The following is a 22,754-nucleotide window of genomic DNA, read 5'->3' on the forward strand; positions in this document are numbered from 1 at the left end:
CAGGTAGATACCCGCTCAATTCGCAGAAATTGTCTCTTTGGCAACCAGCTGCACAACCTGATCGAGAATCAGATCAGCCGTCTTCTCTTTTGAAGCAAAAGGAAGGTTCTCACTTTTTTCACGGCTGATCAGCAACACCTGGTTCGTATCAACTTCAAATCCGGTACTTTCAGAACTGATATTATTCACGGCAATCAGGTCGAGATTTTTCGCCTGCAACTTACGTGTACCCTCTTCGATCAGTCGGGAACTCTCAGCCGCAAACCCCACCAACACCTGGCCATCACGTTTTTTGCGACCAAGCTCCAGCAAGATATCAGGGTTTTTCTCCAACTCAAGGGATGTGCCAATCGCTTCTTTTTTGATTTTTTGGCTCGCGACTTCTTTTGCTCGATAGTCCGCTACTGCAGCGGCCTTGATGATAATGGTAGATTTCTCGGCATATTGCATCACAGCTTCATGCATCTCCAGAGCCGTCTGAACATTAATACGCTCAATGTTGCCGGGTGTTGGGAGCGAACCAGGTCCCGCAACGAGAATAACCTTCGCCCCGCGGCGCCATGCCGCCCTGGCGAGAGCAAAACCCATTTTCCCCGACGACCTGTTGCTTAAAAAACGCGCTGGGTCTATAGGCTCCCGTGTTGGCCCCGCTGTAACCAGCACAGTCTGCCCGGATAAATCCTGCCGGGATAATGCGCGCTGGAATATATCGTCTACCTGCTCCCATTCCGGCAAACGGCCTGGGCCTTCTTCCTTGCAGGCCATCATTCCTTCCTGGGGATCAATCACATGGTAGCCAAACTTCTTCAACTTTTCGATATTCTCTTGAGTTGCCGGATGGCTATACATGCGGCTATTCATCGCCGGACAGATGTAAACGGGTGTACGAGAGGCAAGAATGGTTGTGGAAAGCAGATCATCCGCCAGACCATGGGCAAGCCTGGCAATGGTCTGCGCTGATGCAGGGGCAATAATGATCAGGTCAGCGTCGCGGCCAAGATTGATATGTGCCATCGATTCACCGCTCTCATTATCGAACATATCGACATGTGTCTTCTCGCCTGAAAGTGCGCTGAAGGTGAGCGGAGTCACAAAACGGGTAGCAGAGTTTGTCATGATCACCGAAACTCTGGCCTCCGCTTTAGCAAGCGTAGATACCCAGCCGGCAACCTTAAACGCTGCGATACTGCCGCTTACACCAACCAGCACCTTTTTCCCTGCGTAGACACTCATCCTGCCCCTCTCTGTTTTTCATTTATCCCTAAATGGAAAAAGCATGACTCCATTTGGAGCCATGCTTTTCACGTTTTCCCACTTCACCGGTTTCTGCTAATCTCTTGATCCACCAAAAAATCTGAGCAACATAAGGAAAAGGTTGATGAAATCAAGATAGAGCGCCAGTGCACCCATGATGGCGCCTTTACGGATCGCGCTATCTCCCTGCGCCATAATTCCTTCCTCGCCCATTCGCTTGATCTTCTGAATGTCATAAGCGGTAAGGCCTGTGAAGACAAGTACGCCTATCATTGAGATCGCCCAGTAGAGACTGGAACTTTTCAAGAAGATGTTCACCACCGAGGCAATGAGTACTCCAATCAGCCCCATAAACATGAATGAGCCAAGACCAGAGAGATCACGTTTGGTAACCATGCCGTAGATCGCCATAGCTCCGAACATGCCGGCAGTGATAAAAAATGTCCCGGCAATTGAAGAGCTGGTGTAAGCCAGAAAGATCATCGACAGGGTGAGACCATTTAACACCGAATATCCGGTGAAAAGTGCTGTTGCTGTTGATGCCTGAATTTTGCCGATCCGGGCGGAGAGATAAAACACCATCCCCAGTTGTGCGATAATAAGCACAAAGAACAACGGACTAGCCATCAGAATCTGGGCAAGGCCGCTTGCGGCAGTAAAATAGGCGACGACGCCGGTAACACCGAGGCCAATGGCCATCCAGTTGAAGACCTTGGCAAGGAAAATCGACGAAGCCTCCTGCCGGGCTTGTGCTATGGTTATCTGTCTTGCTTGTTCGTACATTGTCTACTCCTCTGTTTTTTTGAGTACCTGGAACAGCTTACTTTTTTCATCAACTCTATAGTAAGTATTTCAGGACAATGTGCAAGCAAAACAGGATATCCACATCGTACCTCGGCATTTTTTTCGTTTTGTGCCAGTGTCCTACATCAGGCAGGCAAAGAAATCATTCCCCTTGTCATCCACCAGGATAAAGGCGGGAAAATCGACCACGTCAATTTTCCATACCGCCTCCATACCTAATTCCGGATAATCGATACACTCAACCTTTTTGATATTTTCCTCGGCAAGAATCGCAGCCGGCCCGCCAATCGAACCAAGATAGAAACCACCGTGTTTCTTACAGGCATCGGTTACCTGCTGGGAACGGTTACCCTTGGCGATCATGATCATCGAACCACCTTTTTCCTGCAGCAGGTCGACATAGCTATCCATCCGACCTGCTGTTGTCGGGCCAAAAGATCCGGAGGGCTTGCCTGGCGGAGTCTTAGCTGGACCGGCATAATAAATAGGGTGTTTCCGCAGATACTCAGGCAGCGGTTTTCCGCTATCGAGCAGCTCCTTAAACTTGGCATGGGCGATATCGCGGCCTACCACGATAGTGCCAGTTAATAGCAGTGAGGTTCCCACCGGATGTTTGGTGAGTTCAGCAAGAATCGCCTCCATCGGCCTATTCAGGTCGATGCGCACGCCATGATCATGTTTGCCACGGTATTTTTCTGGAATCAGACGACCGGGATTGGTATCGAGCTGCTCGACCCAACAACCTTCTTTATTTATCTTTGCCTTGATGTTGCGATCGGCAGAGCATGAAACGCCCATCCCAACAGGACATGAGGCACCGTGGCGTGGCAGTCGTACTACCCGCACATCGTGGGTGAAATATTTACCGCCAAATTGGGCGCCAATTCCAAGCTTTTCTGCGGCGGCCTGTAGTCGTTTTTCCAGGTCGATATCCCTGAATGCCTGGCCATGTTCATTACCACTGACGGGAAGGCTGTCATAATACTTGGTCGAGGCAAGCTTGACGGTCTTCAAATTTGCTTCGGCACTGGTTCCACCGATCACAAAAGCCAAATGGTATGGAGGGCAGGCCGCCGTACCAAGGGTTTTCATTTTCTGGACCAGAAACGTCTCAAGCTTTTCCGGATTCAGGAGCGCTTTGGTCTCCTGGAACAGGTAGGTTTTATTGGCGCTTCCGCCGCCCTTGCAGACAAAGAGGAATTTATATTCGCTGCCTTCGGTTGCATAGAGATCGATCTGCGCCGGCAGATTCGTCCCTGTATTTTTCTCTGTGTACATATCGAGGGCGACCGTCTGGGAATAGCGCAGGTTCTCCTCGGTGTAGGTTTTGTATACCCCTTTGGAAATCGCTTCAGCGTCGTTTGCACCTGTCCAGACATTCTGGCCCTTCTTGCCTACAATCGTTGCTGTGCCGGTATCTTGACAAATAGGCAGGTCAAACTGGGACGCAACTTCGGCATTTCGCAAAAAGGCGAGAGCCACGCCCTTCTCGTTCATCGACGCCTCCGGGTCATCGAGGATCTTTGCCACCTGCTGATTATGTGCCGACCGGAGCAGAAAGGATACGTGTCGCATAGCCTGATTAGCCAGGAGTGTCAGGGCGGCAGGATCGATCTTCAATATTTCCTGACCGTTGAACGAATCAAGTCCTACGAATTTCTCCGAACCTTCTATTTTCCTATATTGCGTCGTGTCCGGACCCAGCGGAAAAGGATCCTGGTAATGAAATTCAACCATGCGTCACGCTCCTTGTTTGAAAGAGGATTACTGGTGATGAAAGTCAACCTTGGGTAACAACTTGAAAGTATTGACTACTCAACCTGGCATAAAAATGGCTGCCTATTCGCTCAATAGACGGTATTCCCACACTTTTTTGTTCGCGTATAACTATTACTCCCGGCATGGCCTTTTCGCCAGACCTTTTTCCCTGACCGCCAGATTCTTTTCGCAAAAGGATATTATCCGTATAGTATAAAGACTTTTATTACATTATTTTACGACGTAAAATAGCAAGAACCTCTGAATCTACCAAAGGAGGTTCGCATTCCAGGAAAACATTGTTACCGGGATTTGCCTTCTGGAGGACAGCACCGGTTTCCACATCCAGCATCTGTACGATCCTGACTTTCCTGGTTTCGATACCACGACACATATATTCAACTTCGGCGCCTGGCAACATGGTATTGCGGATCTCCACCATCGGCGGGCTCCCAGTTTTACGAACGACAGCGACAGGCTCATAGCTCTGCTCGACCCGTGAGGTGAGATAATTCATCTCCGTGGCGCCTGGCCGTTGCTCAAAAAAGTTGGAGCTCGTCCCTCTTGTTCCGGAACGCAACACCTCTTCAATATATTCTTTTGGGATTTTTATGTCTTTCGGCTGGTTCCAAGCCTCTTGGGGTAACGTGTTTAAGTAATCCAACGCTGCTCGATAGACGCGCACCACCCCGCCTACATAAAATATCGACTTCATCCGTCCTTCAATTTTTAGGGAATCTACTCCGGAAGCCACCAGTTGCGGCAAATTCTCCAGTAAACAAAGATCCTTGGCATTGAAGATATAGGTGCCACGCTCATCTTCTTCTACCGGAAAATATTGACCCGGCCGCTTTTCTTCAACCAGCGCATAACTATAGCGACAGGGATGGGCACAATTTCCCTGGTTGGCGTCCCTACCGGTCATGTAATTTGAAAGCATGCAGCGGCCTGAGTAAGAAATGCAGAGTGCCCCGTGAACAAAGATTTCCAGTTCTCCAATCACCTCTTTACGTATTTTAGATAGCTCAGCAAGAGACAGTTCGCGAGCAAGATTGAGCCGTGAAACTCCGTGTGCGTACCAGAACTTTGCCGCCGATACGTTGGTAACATTTGCCTGCGTGGAAAGATGCACCGGCAATTCCGGAACAGCTTGTCGGGCAATCATAAGAATCCCAGGATCGGAGATAATGACACCGTCCGCCTCCATCGCCAGCAACTTCCGCAGATAGTCTTCCAGCCCATGTAAATCTTCATTGTGGGCAAGAATATTGACGGTCACATACACCTTCACTCCATGCGCATGGGCAAAGGCAATTCCTTCCGCCATTTTTTCCTGGCTGAAATTGCCAGCTTTGGCCCGCAAGCTGAATCGCTTTCCGCCGAGATAAACGGCATCCGCACCATAATGCACGGCCGTCATGAGTTTTTCGTAATTACCTGCCGGGGCGAGGAGTTCCGGCATCCGCATGATGGAGCCATTGCCACTTTTCATTTCATTCATAGTCGAGTAGGTTGTTTTCTGATTTTTCTGGACGGATGAGCCAGATTTTTCTTACTCTTATTAGATGAACAGACCTGGGAATGCAAGGACTTCAGTGAGCAAAGAACGTATCGGCATAGCCATGAGCGGCGGTGTAGACTCCACCGCAACGGCACTTATTTTGCGTGAAAACACCACAGTCGAAGGTTATTTCATGAGACTGGCACAGCCCGACTTCGATCGGCAGCTGGCCCGAGTTGAAAACCTGGCCGAGCAATTGAACATCAAGCTCCATGTCGTCGATCTACGGCAGGAATTCACAGCCAAAGTGCTTGAATATTTTGCCAACGCTTATTTTCATGGCACTACTCCTAATCCCTGCATGGTCTGCAATCGAGAAGTGAAATTTGGACTTTTCCAGAAGGCAATACTCAGCCACGGCATGGATCGTATGGCCACTGGGCATTATGCGAGAATAGTTCATGACAGCTCTGGCTACCACCTGCATGACGGTCTTGATCCTGCCAAAAATCAGTCCTATTTTCTGGCGCGACTTACCCAGGAGCAGTTGGCCAAAGTTATCTTCCCGCTTGGTGAGAAACGGAAGAGCGAAGTTTATGCGTTCGTTTCCGAGTACGGTTTTACCGATTTTGGTGGCATTGAGAGCCAGGACGTGTGCTTCCTGGCTAATGAATCCGTCGGCAGCTATCTTGAAAAACGATACCCGCAAGCAGTTCGTGGCGGCCCTGTTGTCTCCACCGAAGGGGTACAGGTCGGTCAACATACAGGTCTCTTTCGCTATACTATCGGTCAACGGCGCGGTCTCGGCATTCCCGACGCCAGCCCCTGGTATGTTACCGGCATAGATGCAGAAACCAACACACTTATCGTCGGCAAATCAGACGAGCTCCTGAAAACAACTATCCGTGTACGTGACATCCATTGGCTGAGCGGTATGCCGCCAGATATCGATGAAACCTACAGTGTTCGCATCCGCTACAGCCATCGCGGTGCCATAGCTAAGCTGCAGCTTATCGACCAATCTTCCATACACATTGTTTTTACAGAACCGCAGCGCGCCATAACCCCCGGCCAGTTCGCTGTTATCTATCGAGGCGATGAGGTTATCGGCTCAGGCGTTATCCTCGATTAAGGCTAATCTTCATGAAACAGGTCATCATCACTACGCTTGGCTGCAAGGTCAATCAATATGAGTCGGCAGCATTTCATACCGCTTTTGCCGAAGCCGGCTACGAAGTCGTCAAATCCGGCAAAGAGGTTGCTGTCGTCGTCATCAATACCTGCGCGGTGACCTCAAAAGCTGGGGCCCAGTCCCGCCAGGCGGTTCGCCAGGCCATTCGAAAAAATCCTGCCGCTCGTATCGTCATTACCGGCTGCTATGCCGAGATAGCCGCCAAAGAGCTTACCAATCTGGAAGAACTGAGCGGAAGACAATATTGTATTATCGGTAACAGCAAGAAGGACCAGCTTGTTCCGGTATCAATCAGCGATGATCTCGGATCACAGTTACTCCTTGGCGCTATTGACTCGGCAACGGAAATCTGCCGGTTGCCGGTTCGCCATTTCGGCGATCGCACAAGGGCCTACCTTCGAGTTCAGGATGGCTGTGAAAGTTTCTGCACCTACTGCATAGTTCCCTTTACCCGCGGGCCAAGCAGAAGCCTCCCTGAAGATGAAGTGCTACAACAGGCACGCAGCTTTATCGAGAACGATTTCCAGGAAATTGTCCTGACCGGCATCCATCTCGGCCAGTATGGGCGTGACCTCAACCCATCTATAGATATTACCCGTCTTCTTGATCGTCTATCACATGCGACACCAACAGTCCGCTACCGTATCAGCTCAATTGAGCCTACAGAGATCAACAAGCAGCTGCTGACACTTATGCAGACCAGGGATAACATCATGCCTCATCTGCATATCCCGCTGCAGAGTGGTGACGATGAGATATTAGCGCGTATGAACCGCAAATATACCACTGCTGAATTTCAACGCGTGGTTGAATCCTGCCGAGAATTTCTGCCCGATGCGGCTATTGGTATCGACATACTTGCCGGCTTTCCCGGTGAAAGCGATGAACAATTTCTGAATACCAGAAATTTTCTTGCTTCCCTGCCATGCACCTACCTCCATGTTTTCCCCTACTCCCGCCGCCCCGGTACCGTTGCCGCTGGCTATAAGGACGAGGTAAAAAAACATGTCAAGGAAGAGCGCGTCGCTGAACTGCGCGCTCTTGGAGATGCCAAGCACGATGCATTCTACCAGAGTCAACTCGGCAGGACCCTGCCCGTTCTGGTTGAAGGCCGCAGAGATAAAGAAGGGTTGCTACAGGGGTTTTCAAGCAATTACGTTTCTGTCCATTTTCATGGTGATGATAATCTGAAAAACAGGGTCGTTCAGGTGTATTTGAAGGAGCAAAACGGCCCCCATATTTTTGGCGAGGTACGAAACAGCAATGCGAGTTGAAATAATTGCCATTGGCGATGAACTGACTTCCGGCCGTATTCTCAACACCACCAGCGGTTTTGCTGCACGCCAGCTTTTTGAAGCCGGCTATGAGATTTATGCTATGCATACCATTGGCGACACCCCGGCACTTATCGGTGAAGCGCTCAAACGGGCAATAGAACGGGTGGACGCCGTTCTGGTCACCGGTGGGCTTGGCATGACTGATGACGACCTCACCAATGAAGCCGTCTCCATGGCCCTGAATCGGCCAACCATGCCAAATCTCGAGGTGCTCGCCAATATTCGTCGTCATCTTGACAGTATTACCAGTGCACCGGTTGGCCAGCTGGAAAAACTTGCCTGGCTACCTGAAGGGGCCGAAGTGCTCAATCCTGGCTCACGCATGGCCGGTTATATGCTGGTTCATGACGGTACACCGGTCTATTTCCTGCCCGGTGTACCACGCCAGATGAAACAACTCCTGGTAGAGCATGTTTTGCCCAGCCTCGCCACCTGGGGCAATGATCATAAACTTTCAACCTATCAACGAATTTTTAGAATTTTCAATCTTCCTGAAGCGGAAGTAAATCGCCGGATTAACACCCTCGACCTCAACAAGGCGGCACATATCGGCTATTACCCCGTCTTTCCCGAGGTACATTTAAGCCTTACCATCCGGGATCGGGAAGCGGAAAACGCCGAAAAACTGTTCACCAGTTGTAAAAAAGCGATCGATACGGTACTAGGGGATGCCATCTATGGCCATGACCGTGATGACATGGAAACCATCGTCGGACAGCTCCTCCACGAGCACAATCTGCAACTCGCAGTGGGCGAATCCTGCACCGGTGGACTGATTGCCCAACGCATCACCAATGTCCCCGGCAGTTCCAGGTATTTCCTCGGCGGTGTCGTTTCTTATGCCAACAGCCTCAAGACCGCATATCTTGGAGTGGACCAGCGACTCATTGACCAACATGGCGCCGTCAGCCGCGAGGTCGCGGAAGCAATGGCCTCAGGAGTTCTCATGAAAAGTGGCGCGGATATCGGTCTTGCCGTCACCGGTATCGCCGGTCCGGAAGGTGGAACCGAAGAAAAACCGGTCGGTACCGTTTATGTGGGTATCGCCACACCAGGAGGCAACTGGGTGAGCAAGTTTCAGTTTGATGGAGACCGCCAGCAGATCCGCGAGATGACCGCTCAGACCGCACTCGATCTTGTTCGAAAATATCTGCTCCAGTCATAAGTCCACGCTACCTTCCCCGACAGTTATTTTTCATAGAAAAAAACTTACGGAAACCAATGGTTCTGCCTGAAACAGCTATAGAGGGCCTCTGTGTTTCCAATCTTTTAACGAGTTTTTACGATACCATCGCCAGGCAATCTATGGTAGATTCACGCTTTCATAATGAAGTACCGCAATAATCCAGCATAACAGGAGAAGATATGGCAGCAAGTTCCAATAAAGATAAAGTAAACAGCGTTGACAACGCCATAAATCAGATTCAGCGGCAGTTCGGTAAAGGCTCTATCATGCGGCTTGGCGCCCATGAGACTGAGAAGATTCCGGTCATCCCGACTGGCGCCTTAAGCCTTGATGTAGCTCTTGGTGTCGGCGGTTTTCCTAAAGGAAGAATTACTGAGATCTACGGCCCTGAATCATCTGGTAAAACCACCCTTGCCCTCCATGTTGTTGCAGAAGCCCAGAAGCGCGGTGGCACTGCAGCCTTTATAGATGCCGAGCATGCTCTCGACACCAGCTACGCCCAGCGCCTTGGAGTCAACGTCGACGACCTGCTCATCTCTCAACCAGACTTTGGCGAGCAAGCCCTGGAAATCGCCGAAATTCTCATCCGCTCCGGCGGGGTTGATGTTATCGTCATCGACTCTGTTGCGGCACTGGTTCCCAAAGCAGAAATCGACGGCAATGTCGGTGACCAGCATGTCGGCCTGCAGGCACGTCTTATGTCCCATGCAATGCGAAAATTCACCGGTGTGTTGAATCGCAGCAACACTGTACTCATCTTCATCAATCAAATACGTATGAAGATCGGCGTAATGTTTGGCAACCCCGAGACCACCACCGGCGGCAATGCATTGAAATTCTATTCTTCATTGCGTCTTGATATCCGCAAGATTGCAACCCTCAAAGAAGGACAGGACAGCATAGGCAGTAGAACCAAGGTCAAAGTCGTTAAGAATAAAGTTGCACCTCCATTCAAAGTCTCTGAGTTTGATATCATTTACGGAGAAGGCATCTCGAAAGCAGGTGATCTCCTGGATCTCGGGGTGGAGCATAATATCATCGACAAAAGTGGCTCCTGGTATTCATACCAGGATGAGCGCATCGGCCAGGGGCGTGAGAATGCTAAGCGTTTCCTGACAGATCACCCTGAGATGTTTCTTGATATTGAGAACAAGCTACGTTTGACCTTTGGCATGTCTCAGGTAGAGGCTGGGGAACCTGTGGCTGCCGCCGAGTAAACCTGTTCTTTCCCGCATCAAACAATGTTTTGAATCTCATACAGCCCGGTGCATCACCGGGCTGTATTCGTTACACCTCCCCCCTTCATCTGTTTCAGCGCCTCTTTCACCTTGACGATATATAGTTGCTCGGGTATTGCTGCATTTTGGCCCTCTTTTAAATCTTTTCACTCAAACTATTGCTACAGGTTTATCACGTGAACAGTGTAAACACCTCGTATGATGTTATCATTGTCGGTGGCGGTCCGGCTGGACTCTTTGCCGCCTACTATCTTGCCGAACATTCTCCACTCAAAATTCTGCTCATTGAGAAGGGAAAGGCACCGCTTAAACGGCAATGCCCGATCAAGGACCATGGCTGTATCAAATGCCGCCCTTGCAATATTCTGTGCGGCATTGGCGGTGCCGGGCTTTTTTCGGATGGGAAACTGAATTTCATCCATAAACTGGGTAAGACTGATCTCACCCAGTTCATGCCTGTTTCAGAGGCCAAGGCACTTATCGACGAGACCGAGGCAATCTACAATCGCTTTAATATGGATGGTGATGTCTATCCAACCGATATGGAAGCGGCCAGAGAGATCAGAAAAGAAGCCCGCAAACAGGGTATTGACCTCCTGATTATCAAACAGAAACATCTCGGGAGCGACAATCTCCCCGGCCATATTTCGGCACTAGCCGACTATGTGCAGGGAAAAGGAGTTGTCTTTCACCACTCCGAAGAGGTCAAAGATGTCATTGTCGACAACAACAAGATAGCAGGAGTCCGAACGAGTCGTGGCAACTACGAAGCTCCCTACGTCATTTTGGCGCCCGGCCGGGTTGGTGCAGACTGGATGGGTACAATTGCCAGGGAGAATGGTCTGGGACTTTCCCAACGGGGCATAGAAGTCGGGGTGAGAGTTGAGGTCCACAATGAAATTATGCAGGATCTCTGTCGCATCATTTATGATCCCACTTTTTTTATCCGAACCAGTAAATACGACGATCAGACCAGAACCTTCTGCACCAACCTTGGTGGTTATGTAGCGCTTGAAAATTACCAGAATTTTGTCTGTGTCAACGGCCACGCGTATATGGATAAGAAATCGGAAAATAGCAATTTCGCTTTTCTCTCCAAGGTTGTATTAACCGATCCCGTAGAAGATAATCAGGCCTATGGTGAAGCTATAGGTCGGCTGGCAACGCTTATTGGCGGTGGCAAACCGATCCTCCAGCGTTATGGAGATCTCAAGCGGGGACGACGCTCCACCTGGAACCGTGTACGTAACAGTTATATCGAACCCACCTTAAAAAATGTCACCTGTGGCGATATCGCCATGGCATTACCAGAAAGAATCCTCAGCAACCTTGTGGACGGCCTTGATCAGCTGAATTATGTCATTCCGGGAGTTGCAAATGACGAAACACTCCTCTACGCACCAGAAATCAAATTTTTTGCCACCCAGATAGATACCAGTAATACTCTTGAAACTTCTATCAAAGGCCTTTTTGTCGCAGGTGATGGGCCAGGAGTAGCTGGCAATATTGTTTCAGCCACTGCCACAGCTCTCATTCCTTCTAAGGAAATCATCCGAAGAACAAACGAATTGCCTTCACCTTAATCCATTTCAAGGAATTACTGTCAAACAAATTCTTAAATCACAAAAAGACAAACTCGAACATGCACTGTTACTTAGCTCTTTCGTATGCTATGCTACATGCACTGAGACTTTGTTATTGACAAGACAAATGAATCAGCTAAAATGACGATTTATCAATAATGATTATCATTACAACTCAACGGAGGATACGTACATGCAGAAATGGGAATGCCCGTGTGGTTACATTTATGATCCGGCAGAAGGCGATTATGCCAACGGCGTTGAACCTGATACCGCCTGGGAAGACCTCCCAGCAGACTGGGTCTGCCCGTTGTGCGGCGCTGAGAAAGATGCGTTCTGGAAATATGACGGCTGATACCAGCCGGTAGCCGCCGAGCTGCCCAAAAGTTGTCGATTCAACTTCAGGGCAGCTTTTTATTTACCAACCATGTTTGGCACTCCTAATTCATTTTCAACTCCCTAATCATCGTCCATGGAGGATACATTATGAGCCTTATCGTCACCAAGCCTGCACCGGATTTCACGGCCACTGCCGTCCTGCCGGATAACAGTTTTAAAGAGGATTTCAGTCTTTCGGATTTTCGTGGGAAATATGTTCTGCTCTTTTTCTACCCGCTGAATTTCACCTTTGTTTGCCCCACAGAGATCCTTGCCTTTAATCGGGCGGTCGGTGAGTTCACAGAGCACAATTGTCAACTCATCGGCATATCCATCGATTCCCATTTTTCCCATCTTGCCTGGAAGAAAACCGCACTCCAGGACGGCGGCATCGGCGATATTCAGTACCCGCTGGTGTCAGATCTCGACAAATCAATTTCAACGAAATATCAGGTATTACTCGATTCCGGAATTGCCCTGCGTGGACTTTTCCTCATTGATCGTGAAGGCATTGTCCGCCATCAGGTGGTGAATGACCTTCCGCTTGGCAGAAATGTCAACGAGGCACTACGAATTCTCCATGCGCTGCAGTTTACGGAAAAACATGGGGAGGTATGTCCTGCCAACTGGAATCAGGGTGAAGATGCCATGAAACCAACAGCTGAAGGGGTTTCACAATATCTCTCACGTAGCCTGAAGTGATATTTTTCGTCTTGTACCGGGCAAGATGAGGGGTCACTCTTGCCCGGTTTTTTTTGCGGCAACAACACAACTACAGCGCAGCGATCCTGGCGTACAGTTCCTCGTTAAAACCCACATAGAACGTCGACCCCACCCGCAAAGTCGGGGCTCGCAAATTACCGGTTCGTCCGCAAACAGTTGCAAGTATCTGAGCCTTATCATCCTTTTTCGGATCAAACTCGCTAATCTTCTTATTCTGGGCCACAATGATTTTGGCACCAGAAGCAAGGGTGTTCCAGACTTCATCACCGGCTATTGTCGCTTTCGCGGCATTTACCTGCTCATCAACTTCAAGCTTATTTTCCGTAAAAACCGAACTGGCTTTTTTACATGAGGTTCAACCATTTCGCAGATAGGCCCAATCAATTTTCATACTGCTCTCCCAATACGGATTTTAACATATCCATTCCATCGATCTTCCTCAAACCTAAATCAGCATCGATCGATCATTATTTCTTTTTTTTGCCTTTACCCTTGTCCTTATCCTTTTTCTTACCTTTCTTTTTGGATTTATCTTTTCCTACATCATCAGCCGAGGCAAGAGGACATCCTTTACAACAGTTTCCTTTCTTTTTGTATTTTTCACAGCATTTATCTTTGCCCATGTGAGATCCTTAAATGTAATGGTTGAATTTTGGCATCAACTACCTATATCGGGTCATTGAAAAATGATGACACTCTTTATGAATAGTTATCAACATTAAAGTGCGCTAGGAAATTTGGGGTTTGATAAGAAAATTATCGATATAAAGGAAACCAGAATTTCATCAAAAGATGAGGTGGGGAACGGCCATAATCAACATGTGATTACCTAGCATGATGTTTAAAAAGATAAATAAGTTGCGGTAAGAGACTGGAAGTTGAGAAAGCAGCAAGTATGAACTTACACCGGCCAGCACCAACGCATTGACTATAACAAGGAAAATTTGCCAGATGCTAATCGCTGCAGTGGAGAGAGCAAAAAGCATCATCACCAGAGCAAGACCACAGATCCAGACAGTACTGAGGTGTCGCACCCCTCTTTCTGCAAACATTCGGATAAAATTCGGCTGCTCAACTTTAAGGTAATCTTCTTTATGAAGAAGAAGAACGAGACAAAAATGCGGTACCTGCCAGAGAAAAAGCATGACAAAGAGGAGCAACGCCACATACGAAAATAGCGCCCCCCCACCCCCCACCCATCCTATAACTGGTGGCAAAGCTCCACAAATGGCACCGGGGATAATAGCCATTACGGTTTTCTGTTTAAGCTGCGTATAGAGACAATTGTAGATGAGAAGAGACAGGATAACGAGTGAGACGACTATTTTTGGCGCCGCATCTGTAGTACCTAACAGAAGGAGACCGAAAGTAAAGAGGATTACGGACTGGAGGATCGCGAAGGTCCCCGATACCGTTTTTCTGACAAGCGGCCTGGAAGCTGTACGCTTGAATTGCCGGTCGATATCCCGTTCCTGCAGACTGTTAACAGTGGCCCCAGACATTGCCACCATCAGAACTCCAAGACCAAGAATGAGTATACTCAGTAGCGAAGAATTTGAGACAAGAGCAGCACCAAAACTCGTGGAGCAACCAATAAGGAAGCAGAGAGGAACTTTGGCAAGTTGCCATGCAGCAACAACCGAAGCCCAAATGGTACTTGCTGAAGCTACATCACCCTCTGTTACCTCATCATTCTTCGTCTGATTCAAGCCACCTCTGATATTCTTCTTCCGGAACAATTTTTAGTACACCAACCATTGCCGAGTGATCGGTTCCACAATATTCGGTACAGAGGACGTCGTATTCGCCTTCCTTATCGGCATAAAACCAAGCGTAGGTCGTCATCCCCTTAACCGCATCTACTTTGATACGAAACGCAGGAATATAAAACGAATGGAGTACATCAGTTGAGGTGATATTCAATTTGACCGCTTTCCCTAGAGGTACCACCAAATTATTCTCAGTCTCCTTATCGTTATCATAGACAAAAATCCACGAATACTGTTGGCCGAAAACCTCAACTTGCATAGCATCTTCCGGGACATCCCTCAGGCCAACATATGACTTCCAGCCGACATAAAACATCGACAACGCTATGAGGGTTGGGATGATGGTCCATGCCACTTCCAGGAGATAATTATCCCTGATATCTGAAGGCACAGGATTCTTACTGCGACGATACCTGATAACGAAATAGATCATTACAATGGTAATGCCAAGTAGCAGAACTCCTGATATACCGAGAATATACCAGAACGCCTGATCTACACCTTGTACCGGATTCATACACGTCTCCGTTTATTATCTGAACGCCACATCCCAGAAAGTGAACGTTATCATGATCGCAAGGAAGAAGATGGTCGCGATAAACGACCACGTAATCGCCTTCCCTTCATATTTGAGATGCATAAAAAATAACAGGACTAGTGTAACCTTGGTGGAAGCAATGGTCAGCGCCACTGGAACATTCCAGAACCCAAGGTCAACATAGGACACCCCAATGGTCACCAGGGTCAGAGCAAGCAACCCTGCCAGAACTGCAGCAAGTTTCCCGTAACTCAGGATATGGTGTTCTTCATGTGCACCCACGGACATTCTCCTACGTTTTTTATAATGGCTATAAAACAAGATAAAACAAAGGAAAGACAAATATCCAGATCAAATCAACCAGATGCCAGTAAAGTCCTGAATTGTCCAGCATGGCAAAACGTTCCTGGGTTATCTTGTCCCGAATCACAAGAACCAAGCTGATACTGAGCAGCGTCATTCCGATTATGACATGCAGGCCGTGGAGACCGGTTATGACATAATACAAGCCAAAAAAGATGTTAATACCAGGCTCACCGTTTACCAGTCGTTCCGAGTTTGGGTAGATGTCATGATGAAACTTCGCACCCCACTCGAAGTATTTATTCACAAGAAATATACACCCGCAGCATATTGAAAAAATGAGCAGACCGATGCTCATTTTTTTCTTGCCCTGCTGAATAGCGGTAATCGAGGCAGCGACAGTAAAACTGGATATTAGAAGGACAATGGTGTTGAGCGAACCGAAAAAACGGCTCAGCTCCTTTCCGCCTTCTGCAAAATATCCAGCATAATCATAAAAATAGATTGCATAGAGTACGAAAAGACCACCGAAGAGGATAATCTCGGAATAGAGAAATATCCACATTCCTAGTTTTATTCCGGTTGAATCTACTCGGGTCGACATGAGTTATTCCTTCCCCTTTACCTTTTGAGATTCGGCAACAATCTCACTGAAATCATACGGGTAATCTTTCACATGAGGCGGCTCCACAAAATTCTCCATAGGTGGAGGGGAAGGCACCGACCACTCCAAAGTGGTCCCCCCCCAAGGATTAACTGAGGCAGGTGTTCTCTTCTTGAAACTCATGAACAGGTTATAGAACATGAGAAACACCCCGAATACCATCAGATAACCGCCGAGACCAGCGGAAAAATTGCCGCTCTCGTACTGGGGTAGATAATCGTAATAGCGTCTCGGCATACCTTGCAGACCGAGTATAAACATCGGTACATAGTGAAAAAGAAAACCGACACAAGCACAGACTGCTCCGACATACGCCTTCTTGAAATCATACATGATGCCGAACATCTTCGGCCACCAGTAGTGTAAGGCTGCAAAGAAGGCAAAACCGGTTCCGCCGAACATCACAAAATGGAAGTGGGCGACGACAAAATAGGTGTCATGAACATGGATATCGGTACCGGCTGCACCCAGCACCAAACCAGTCAACCCACCGACAGTGAAGAGATAAATAAACATCAGAGAGAGCAGCAGGGCCGGGTTCATCTCGATTGAACCCTTATACATGGTTGAAACCCAGGAAAAGACTTTCACCGCTGAAGGAATGGCAACCAGAAAAGTGAGCAGCGAAAAGATAAACACGGAAACATCGCTCATGCCGCTGGTGTACATATGGTGTGCCCAGACCAGGGAACCGGCAATGGCAATCGCCATGGAGGAGCCTGCAATTGCCTTGTAACCGAAAATGGCCTTTCTTGAAAAAACTGGAATGATTTCCGAAATAACACCCATTCCAGGTAGTATCATAATATAGACTGCGGGATGAGAATACATCCAGAATAAATGCTGGTATAAAATAGGATCACCACCTTTATCCGGATCGAAAAGACCAATGGAGAAAACCCTCTCAAACACCACCAGTACCAGGGTAATGGAGATGACAGGCGTAGCCAGGATCTGTACCCAGGCAGTGGCATACAACGACCAGGTAAATAGCGGAATCTGCATCCAACCCATGGCCTTGTCGCGCATGCGATGAACGGTGGTTACAAAATTTAGGCCAGTCAACATCGACGACATGCCGAGAATAAATGCCGCACTCACAGTCAGTGATACATTTCTTTCAGTCGTCACACTAAACGGCACATAAAAGGTCCAGCCCGTATCGGCAAACCCTTGCCCGGTAACGAGTGAAATGACGGCCAACAGGCCGCCGAACATATAAAGATACCAGGAAAAAAGATTCAGCCGAGGAAAAAAAACGTCGTCGGCGCCAATCTGTATCGGCAGGAAAAAATTGCCGAATATCGCAGGAATAGCTGGAATAATAAAAAGAAAGATCATAATCACCCCGTGTAGGGTGAACATGGCGTTATACACGTCTGCACCGACAATGGTCTTTCCCTGGGTCATCAACTCAGTACGGACCAGGAGTCCGATAATCATGCCCAACGAAAACCAGAAAAGAACGGCCCACATGTACATCAGTGCCAACCGCTTATGGTCGTGCGTCAGCAGCCAGGCCTTCATTCCTTTCAGGTGAGCCGGTGATGGCGTGTTGAAAAACGATATCGATTCACTCATGTCATCTCATCCTGTTCGTTCCAGAGCTGATTATCAGTATCATCCGTGCCCCAATTTGATCTGGTCATTACAAATACTTCTCTTGCCAACGATTCAACAGCGCCTTGGATTGATTTTCGAAACGCTCCTGAGCCTTGCGGGAGAAACTACTTTCCCTTTTTCTTCCTGCCAAAATAAAAGATCAACCCTATCCCAACACCAAAAAAGAGACCAACACCAATTTTTACGTACAAAAATATAGGTTTATTATTATCCGGATCATAACTGAGACAAAACTCAAGAAACCTTTTTACCGAAAGTGCCGGAGTCCCTTCCAACGCGCTAGAAACAGCCATGTCCATATCACCGGGGACAAACGAACCGTAGACGTAACGGATAATCTTGCCGTCAGCACCAACGGCAATGACTGTCGATGGGTGAACGAACAAGCCATCTGCCATTTTTTTGAACCGATAACCCATTGCATCCGTCACGCTCTTTATCGCATCTGCACTGCCAGTCAGGAATGTCCACGAGTCTGCAGGAAAGCCGTCATACATCAGCTTCAGATAGTTCTGCTTCGCTCTCGTTGCATTCTCGGCTGTTTCAGTATCACTGAAACTGAGGGCAATAGCCCGATAATCTCGACCCGGTTCAAAGTTCATCCGATTCATGGCCACTGCCATGTTGGCGAGATTTTTACTGCATGCACTCGGGCAGTAAAAATAAATAGGCAGGATGAGGGTCGGCCGGTCAATAATAGACCTAAGGGTTACCGAATTGCCGTTTTCATCGACAAAAAGCGTATCCAGCGGCAGAAAACTCCCAGTTTTCTCCACAACCCAATCCCGACCGGCATTGCCTGTTGTATCTGCCGGGATGTCACTCGCCAAAGGTACTGCCTGGTCGTCAGCCTGAGCCGCAATTATACAACAGAAGGATATCAGTACTACTACCAAGTGTTGTATATAACGGCTCAAGGGCATAGGCAACCAGCTCATGGTGTTAACTATTTTACTGCACCAGTACCAAGATTGACGGTGATGGAGGTTCTGAATTTATGCTTACTTTTGAAGCTGTCACGACCGGAACCGTAGGCTAAAAGTACGACAGTGTCTCCATCGACGACAAGTTCACCATCTTTATCATCGCCAGACTTCAGCGGCATGACAAACTCAATGGTGGTCATGCCACCTTCTTCTGTTCCGCTGACGAGCGTCAAATCGGTTTTGCCACCCAGATCCTCATCATTCTTGTGACCGGTGGAAGTTGTGCCATATTCATCGATGATTTTGGTTTCACCATCTTTCACGTAACCAAGAATAAAATTGGCATCTTTCATTTTCTCACTCGGATTAAATCCGACACCAACCCAGCCGTCTGTTTTGGCGGCAATTTTTCCTGCCAGATTGTCGCCATCAATCTTCCAGGAAAAAGTGATATCCTTGGCCTCAATGGTATGATCATAATCCGCAGCAAAGCCTTGCGTGATGGTGGCAAGAAGAAAACAACCCCCGATAACAATATTTCTGCATGCACGATGTAACATCAGTCTTCCCTCCTGAATATTTTTAAGGTTACTATCACTGTCCGCCTACCAAACAATCAGACAAATGCCCTGAAATGTCAAATAAAAATGTGAGTTTTTCCAAAACACTAGCCTCTTGAAAAATCGAATAGAAACCTGCTAACTGAGATTTACTAAGCTAAAATCGATTATTCACCGAGATACTTAATCCCTTCAGATTGATTTCTATTTTTTTTCGCTACTCCAATTCAGATGTCTATGCAAAGAGCCTCCAGGCCCACTTGCAGCCTGACATATATTACCACCTCAACCTATTTCCTTCGCACAAGCATCAACTAACGAAAAAAACGATGGAACCGTATAGCTTTTTTATGTTATTACGATATACTACAAATAACAGAAGCTGACATAGCCAATCAATACTTCACCCCGTATCTATTTTTTTCCTGTAGACAGCCAGTAACATTACGGTATACTCTTCAAGGAGTCTACAACATCAGAACGGACTCAAAACATTCCGAAAATTCATTGCGGCACTCGTTGTCTGGTTCAGTAAAGAGAACCAGCCCAGGACGAGAAGAGTCCAAACCCACGATTCACAACCGGAGGATTTTGCTATGGCAAAGAAAATGGCAGTGTACAAGTGCAACGCATGTGGAAATATTGTCGAGGTCCTTACTGCCGGAGGTGGTGATCTCAACTGCTGCGGTGCCCCCATGGTCGAGATGACGGAAAACACTACCGACGCAGCTGTTGAAAAACACGTACCGGCACTTGAGAAAAAAGATAACGGCTGGCAGGTCAACGTGGGTAGCGTAGATCACCCAATGACCACCGAACATTTCATTGAGTGGATTGAGCTCATCGTCGACGACACCGTCTACCGCCAGTTTTTAAAGCCGGACAGCAAACCGGCAGCCTTCTTCCCGATCGCAGCAGATAAGGTTTCTGCCAAAGCCTACTGCAACCTGCATGGCTTGTGGAAAGCTGACAAATAATTTTGTTCTGAAGTTCTGCTTTAGCCGTCTGCAACAATCAAGGTTGCAGACGGCCTTCTTTTTCTCAGACCATCAGATAGCTTCCTGCCCTCTTTTGCATAGCATGTTCAACTGGCAGCGGATTTCATCGAGCTGAAATGGTTTACTGATATAGCCATCCATACCGGCCTGCAGACAACGCTCACGATCACCACTCATTGCATGCGCCGTCATGGCGATAAGGGGCATATGGCCGCCCTGGAGTCTTGCGGCAGCCTTTGCAAACCGCGACTGGTGCTCTCCAAAGTCAGGACTGACGTCATTTTCAGCACTTCGGATAAGCTCTGTTACCTGAAAACCATCCATTTCAGGCATCTGAATATCAAGCAAAACACAGTCAAAATGATGTTCAGCCAGGGCCTCAAAAGCTTCAGCGCCGCTTTCAACGCACGTCACAGCGTGGCCATCGTTTTCCAGTAACATCATAGCCAGATCACGGTTCGTTGCGATATCATCAACAAGGAGAATGTTGAGAGCGCATACAACCGGCGCACCATTGGTAATATTTTTCGCTGGTAGATCTTTTTTCTCAACAACAGAAAAAGGCAAAGTGAAGTAAAAGGTCGCCCCTCGCCCTTCAACGCTCGTCAATCGAATGTCACCGCCCATCATCTGCACCAATCTCTGGCTAATGGCCAGCCCCAGACCCGTGCCGCCATAGGATCGAGTAATCGAACTGTCAGCTTGGGAGAAGATGTTGAAAATACGTGTCTGGGCGTCTGAGTGAATCCCGATTCCCGTATCGCTGACAAAAAATGAGATTTCAGCCACCCCATTCCGCATCGCCTCTTCGCAGATAAGAGAGACCTCTCCTTCCTTAGTGAATTTAATAGCATTGCCAACCAGATTAATCAGTATCTGACTGAGTCGCAGATCATCGCCCAAGAAATATCCGGCAGGGTCGACTGGATCATAAGAGAGAATGAGCGCCACCTTTTTCTCACTTGCTTTTAACTTTAATGATCTCAAAATGTTATTGAGCACAGTGCCCAGGTGAAACGGTCGTTGGTCGAGTTCGAGCTTTCCTGCTTCAATCTTCGAAAAATCGAGGATATCATTTATGATATTCAAGAGCAGCTCGGATGAATCCCGTACTGTCATGAGATAGTGTCGCTGCATGGATGTGAGATCTGTCGACAACGCCAGGCTTGTCATGCCAATAATGGCGTTCATTGGAGTGCGAACCTCATGACTCATGTTGGCGAGAAATTCACTCTTGGCCATATTGGCCCGTTCAGCCTCCCGCCTGGCCTTCAGCATTTCCCGTTCTGACGTTTTCCTGACGGTGACATCATGAACATATTCGATGGTCTGAACCAGTTTGCCACGTTCGTCAAAAATTGGATAGCTATGAATCTCAACATCTTTCGGCTGCCCAAGGTGATCGAAATGAACATGCTCAACTTTCACAGGTTTACCTGTTTCTTTAATCAACTCGAGAGGGCAGGGATGATCTGCGCAGTCGCAAGGGGTGTCCGAGTTATGGGTCAGTCGATGACAGGTTGTTGCCTGACCTGAATTGAGATCGCCAAACCCGGAGGCAGCGTTGGCAAGAGCAATAGAATAGTCGTGAACATTTATGACATAGAACGGGTGACCAAGTGAGTTCAGTACGTTTTCCAGAAATCTTTTTTGCTCTTTTATATCGATCTGAGATTTCTGCAGCGAACTGTTTGAAGCCTCAAGCTCTGCCGTGCGTTTTCTTACGGCGGATTCCAGTCCATTATTCAAATGATACAATTCGGTAATGGTCGCTTTGGATAGCATGAGTACAACTACAACAAAAAGCGCCCCACCCAAAAACACCCCGCCAACCAGCAGTTCTACTGGAAAAACAACGCCAGTAACAATAATGACTACGAATCCAAGATAACCTAAAACAAAGCACCCCATAAGCGCGGTCAAAAGTGACCATCTTCGCCTTTGACTCTCCGGCGCAAGCGCGTAGACCTTTAAGATTAAATGGATTGAATATAAAAGAATACAAGCCCCAGTCAGAGCCAGCAAAGCTGCAAATATCTTCATGAAAACAAATCACAGAATATCATTTTTTCTCCCATAGAGAGCAAAGACTGCCACATAGTGCTTTTTTTACTATCTCGCAATTCAACCTTTTGTTCCAGACAAATTATTCAACTTTTCTATTAAATTCATTGTCTCCTAGGCGCGTTACCTGTTTGACATACACTCATGCGGGTTGTAATTTATGATCTAAACATATAGAGCTTTCAGGTGCCAGCAACATCACTGGTACTCTATGTATATCCCCCTTTCACCTTCTGTGTTTTACTGAAATTTTGCCCCTCTAACGCAAGAAAAACAAAGAGATCTTTGTTGTTTATGCAGAGATATTCTTCGACAGCAATTGGCCGAATTTGATCGCAACAACATTTCTCCCTTT

The 22,754-nt window shown here is 47.8% G+C and carries 21 protein-coding genes and 1 pseudogene; 8 read left to right on the forward strand and 14 right to left on the reverse strand.

The features are described from left to right. Positions 1–15 precede the first annotated feature (15 nt). The 4 genes from coaBC to BUF15_RS16305 all read right to left on the reverse strand — a co-directional run bounded on the left by coaBC (position 16) and on the right by BUF15_RS16305 (position 5,317). Complete coding sequence (gene coaBC / locus BUF15_RS16290) at positions 16–1,233, reverse strand: bifunctional phosphopantothenoylcysteine decarboxylase/phosphopantothenate--cysteine ligase CoaBC (RefSeq protein ID WP_073614769.1); 1,218 nt, start codon at positions 1,231–1,233, stop codon at positions 16–18. 96 nt (positions 1,234–1,329) lie between these two features. Next, positions 1,330–2,037 (reverse strand): Bax inhibitor-1/YccA family protein, encoded by a 708-nt coding sequence (locus tag BUF15_RS16295; protein WP_073614770.1) that lies wholly within the window; start codon positions 2,035–2,037, stop codon positions 1,330–1,332. A 141-nt stretch (positions 2,038–2,178) separates the two neighbouring features. After that, a complete protein-coding gene (locus BUF15_RS16300) occupies positions 2,179–3,795 on the reverse strand; it encodes a fumarate hydratase (protein ID WP_073614771.1) in 1,617 nt (538 codons plus the stop codon). Between the two features lie 247 nt (positions 3,796–4,042). Then, positions 4,043–5,317 carry a U32 family peptidase gene (locus BUF15_RS16305; protein WP_200802403.1) on the reverse strand — a complete coding sequence of 425 codons (1,275 nt, stop codon included), beginning with the start codon at positions 5,315–5,317 and terminating at the stop codon, positions 4,043–4,045. A 94-nt stretch (positions 5,318–5,411) separates the two neighbouring features. On the opposite strand from BUF15_RS16305, the gene mnmA reads away from it, so the two are divergent. The 7 genes from mnmA (at position 5,412) to BUF15_RS16340 (ending at position 12,933) form a co-directional block, all read left to right on the forward strand. Then, positions 5,412–6,449, forward strand: coding sequence for a tRNA 2-thiouridine(34) synthase MnmA (gene mnmA, locus BUF15_RS16310; RefSeq protein ID WP_159441317.1), 1,038 nt, complete (start codon positions 5,412–5,414; stop codon positions 6,447–6,449). Positions 6,450–6,460: 11 nt separating this feature from the next. Continuing rightward, on the forward strand, positions 6,461–7,783 hold the full coding sequence (gene mtaB, locus BUF15_RS16315; protein WP_073614773.1) for a tRNA (N(6)-L-threonylcarbamoyladenosine(37)-C(2))-methylthiotransferase MtaB: 1,323 nt from the start codon (positions 6,461–6,463) through the stop codon (positions 7,781–7,783). Further along, on the forward strand, positions 7,773–9,011 hold the full coding sequence (locus BUF15_RS16320; RefSeq protein WP_073614774.1) for a competence/damage-inducible protein A: 1,239 nt from the start codon (positions 7,773–7,775) through the stop codon (positions 9,009–9,011). The genes mtaB and BUF15_RS16320 overlap by 11 nt, the downstream gene beginning before the upstream one ends. 200 nt (positions 9,012–9,211) lie before the next feature. Next, positions 9,212–10,249 (forward strand): recombinase RecA, encoded by a 1,038-nt coding sequence (recA, locus tag BUF15_RS16325; RefSeq protein ID WP_073614775.1) that lies wholly within the window; start codon positions 9,212–9,214, stop codon positions 10,247–10,249. 197 nt (positions 10,250–10,446) lie between these two features. Continuing rightward, on the forward strand, positions 10,447–11,853 hold the full coding sequence (locus tag BUF15_RS16330) for an NAD(P)/FAD-dependent oxidoreductase (protein WP_073614776.1): 1,407 nt from the start codon (positions 10,447–10,449) through the stop codon (positions 11,851–11,853). 193 nt (positions 11,854–12,046) lie between these two features. After that, positions 12,047–12,208 carry a rubredoxin gene (locus tag BUF15_RS16335; RefSeq protein ID WP_073614777.1) on the forward strand — a complete coding sequence of 54 codons (162 nt, stop codon included), beginning with the start codon at positions 12,047–12,049 and terminating at the stop codon, positions 12,206–12,208. A 131-nt stretch (positions 12,209–12,339) separates the two neighbouring features. Continuing rightward, on the forward strand, positions 12,340–12,933 hold the full coding sequence (locus BUF15_RS16340; protein ID WP_073614778.1) for a peroxiredoxin: 594 nt from the start codon (positions 12,340–12,342) through the stop codon (positions 12,931–12,933). Positions 12,934–13,003: 70 nt separating this feature from the next. On the opposite strand, the pseudogene BUF15_RS28105 reads toward BUF15_RS16340, so the two are convergent. The 9 genes and pseudogenes from BUF15_RS28105 to BUF15_RS16380 all read right to left on the reverse strand — a co-directional run. After that, a pseudogene (locus BUF15_RS28105) lies at positions 13,004–13,297 on the reverse strand (ArsC family (seleno)protein); the annotation flags it as partial. Between the two features lie 124 nt (positions 13,298–13,421). Then, positions 13,422–13,577: a hypothetical protein gene (locus tag BUF15_RS27430; protein WP_200802404.1), complete on the reverse strand. Its 156-nt coding sequence runs from the start codon at positions 13,575–13,577 to the stop codon at positions 13,422–13,424. A 162-nt stretch (positions 13,578–13,739) separates the two neighbouring features. Continuing rightward, positions 13,740–14,663, reverse strand: a complete 924-nt coding sequence (locus BUF15_RS16350) for a UbiA family prenyltransferase (protein WP_073614780.1) — start codon at positions 14,661–14,663, stop codon at positions 13,740–13,742. Beyond that, on the reverse strand, positions 14,644–15,240 hold the full coding sequence (gene coxB, locus BUF15_RS16355) for a cytochrome c oxidase subunit II (protein WP_073614781.1): 597 nt from the start codon (positions 15,238–15,240) through the stop codon (positions 14,644–14,646). Before coxB ends, BUF15_RS16350 begins: the two co-directional genes overlap by 20 nt. A 15-nt stretch (positions 15,241–15,255) precedes the next feature. Next, positions 15,256–15,543 carry a cytochrome C oxidase subunit IV family protein gene (locus BUF15_RS16360; protein WP_234981200.1) on the reverse strand — a complete coding sequence of 96 codons (288 nt, stop codon included), beginning with the start codon at positions 15,541–15,543 and terminating at the stop codon, positions 15,256–15,258. 28 nt (positions 15,544–15,571) lie between these two features. Then, on the reverse strand, positions 15,572–16,168 hold the full coding sequence (locus BUF15_RS16365) for a cytochrome c oxidase subunit 3 family protein (protein WP_073614783.1): 597 nt from the start codon (positions 16,166–16,168) through the stop codon (positions 15,572–15,574). Between the two features lie 3 nt (positions 16,169–16,171). Continuing rightward, positions 16,172–17,809 carry a cytochrome c oxidase subunit I gene (locus tag BUF15_RS16370; protein WP_073614784.1) on the reverse strand — a complete coding sequence of 546 codons (1,638 nt, stop codon included), beginning with the start codon at positions 17,807–17,809 and terminating at the stop codon, positions 16,172–16,174. Positions 17,810–17,955: 146 nt separating this feature from the next. Next, positions 17,956–18,681 carry an SCO family protein gene (locus BUF15_RS16375; protein ID WP_143170745.1) on the reverse strand — a complete coding sequence of 242 codons (726 nt, stop codon included), beginning with the start codon at positions 18,679–18,681 and terminating at the stop codon, positions 17,956–17,958. A 116-nt stretch (positions 18,682–18,797) separates the two neighbouring features. Beyond that, positions 18,798–19,337: a DOMON domain-containing protein gene (locus tag BUF15_RS16380; RefSeq protein ID WP_073614786.1), complete on the reverse strand. Its 540-nt coding sequence runs from the start codon at positions 19,335–19,337 to the stop codon at positions 18,798–18,800. Positions 19,338–19,933: 596 nt separating this feature from the next. On the opposite strand from BUF15_RS16380, the gene BUF15_RS16385 reads away from it, so the two are divergent. Then, on the forward strand, positions 19,934–20,314 hold the full coding sequence (locus tag BUF15_RS16385) for a desulfoferrodoxin (RefSeq protein WP_073614787.1): 381 nt from the start codon (positions 19,934–19,936) through the stop codon (positions 20,312–20,314). Between the two features lie 72 nt (positions 20,315–20,386). Here BUF15_RS16385 and BUF15_RS16390 read toward each other — a convergent pair whose 3' ends face one another. Then, entirely contained in the window at positions 20,387–22,378 is a 1,992-nt protein-coding gene (locus BUF15_RS16390) for an ATP-binding protein (protein WP_084554087.1), read from the reverse strand. Between the last annotated feature and the right edge of the window lie 376 nt (positions 22,379–22,754).

It is taken from the genome of Desulfopila aestuarii DSM 18488, assembly GCF_900143695.1.
In the GTDB taxonomy this organism is placed as follows: domain Bacteria; phylum Desulfobacterota; class Desulfobulbia; order Desulfobulbales; family Desulfocapsaceae; genus Desulfopila; species Desulfopila aestuarii.

Bases quoted from the DNA above. Each gene is read 5' to 3' on its own strand.
- coaBC (WP_073614769.1), bottom strand. From the start codon at position 1,233: ATGAGTGTCTACGCAGGGAAAAAGGTGCTGGTTGGTGTAAGCGGCAGT.
- BUF15_RS16295 (WP_073614770.1), bottom strand. From the start codon at position 2,037: ATGTACGAACAAGCAAGACAGATAACCATAGCACAAGCCCGGCAGGAG.
- BUF15_RS16300 (WP_073614771.1), bottom strand. From the start codon at position 3,795: ATGGTTGAATTTCATTACCAGGATCCTTTTCCGCTGGGTCCGGACACG.
- BUF15_RS16305 (WP_200802403.1), bottom strand. From the start codon at position 5,317: ATGAATGAAATGAAAAGTGGCAATGGCTCCATCATGCGGATGCCGGAA.
- mtaB (WP_073614773.1), top strand. From the start codon at position 6,461: ATGAAACAGGTCATCATCACTACGCTTGGCTGCAAGGTCAATCAATAT.
- BUF15_RS16320 (WP_073614774.1), top strand. From the start codon at position 7,773: ATGCGAGTTGAAATAATTGCCATTGGCGATGAACTGACTTCCGGCCGT.
- recA (WP_073614775.1), top strand. From the start codon at position 9,212: ATGGCAGCAAGTTCCAATAAAGATAAAGTAAACAGCGTTGACAACGCC.
- BUF15_RS16335 (WP_073614777.1), top strand. From the start codon at position 12,047: ATGCAGAAATGGGAATGCCCGTGTGGTTACATTTATGATCCGGCAGAA.
- BUF15_RS16340 (WP_073614778.1), top strand. From the start codon at position 12,340: ATGAGCCTTATCGTCACCAAGCCTGCACCGGATTTCACGGCCACTGCC.
- BUF15_RS27430 (WP_200802404.1), bottom strand. From the start codon at position 13,577: ATGGGCAAAGATAAATGCTGTGAAAAATACAAAAAGAAAGGAAACTGT.
- coxB (WP_073614781.1), bottom strand. From the start codon at position 15,240: ATGAATCCGGTACAAGGTGTAGATCAGGCGTTCTGGTATATTCTCGGT.
- BUF15_RS16365 (WP_073614783.1), bottom strand. From the start codon at position 16,168: ATGTCGACCCGAGTAGATTCAACCGGAATAAAACTAGGAATGTGGATA.
- BUF15_RS16370 (WP_073614784.1), bottom strand. From the start codon at position 17,809: ATGAGTGAATCGATATCGTTTTTCAACACGCCATCACCGGCTCACCTG.
- BUF15_RS16380 (WP_073614786.1), bottom strand. From the start codon at position 19,337: ATGTTACATCGTGCATGCAGAAATATTGTTATCGGGGGTTGTTTTCTT.
- BUF15_RS16385 (WP_073614787.1), top strand. From the start codon at position 19,934: ATGGCAAAGAAAATGGCAGTGTACAAGTGCAACGCATGTGGAAATATT.
- BUF15_RS16390 (WP_084554087.1), bottom strand. From the start codon at position 22,378: ATGAAGATATTTGCAGCTTTGCTGGCTCTGACTGGGGCTTGTATTCTT.